The sequence below is a fragment of the Algoriphagus pacificus genome (assembly GCF_017254845.1).
GTDB lineage: Bacteria > Bacteroidota > Bacteroidia > Cytophagales > Cyclobacteriaceae > Algoriphagus > Algoriphagus pacificus.
In genome coordinates this window covers 1-427 of sequence record NZ_JAFKCU010000024.1, presented here as the reverse complement: position 1 = coordinate 427, position 427 = coordinate 1, and the positions used below count along the sequence as shown (strand labels likewise).

The 427-nt window shown below is 58.5% G+C and carries 1 protein-coding gene; it reads left to right on the top strand.

The genetic code is table 11. The features are described from left to right. A partial coding sequence (locus tag J0A69_RS22425) for a phage portal protein (RefSeq protein WP_206588856.1) occupies positions 1-427 on the top strand: 427 nt, incomplete at both ends.

The following is a 427-nucleotide window of genomic DNA, read 5'->3' as shown; positions in this document are numbered from 1 at the left end:
CGGTGAACTGTTCGTTCAGGCCACCTGGGATACCAGTTCGTCGCGGCTTTTCCGGACACAGTTCCGGATGGTCAGCCCGAAGCGCATCAGCAACCCGAACAATACCGGCGACAGCCGGAACTGCCGTGCCGGTGTGCAGATTAATGACAGCGGTGCGGCGCTGGGATATTACGTCAGCGAGGACGGGTATCCTGGCTGGATGCCGCAGAAATGGACATGGATACCCCGTGAGTTACCCGGCGGGCGCGCCTCGTTCATTCACGTTTTTGAACCCGTGGAGGACGGGCAGACTCGCGGTGCAAATGTGTTTTACAGCGTGATGGAGCAGATGAAGATGCTCGACACGCTGCAGAACACGCAGCTGCAGAGCGCCATTGTGAAGGCGATGTATGCCGCCACCATTGAGAGTGAGCTGGATACGCAGTCA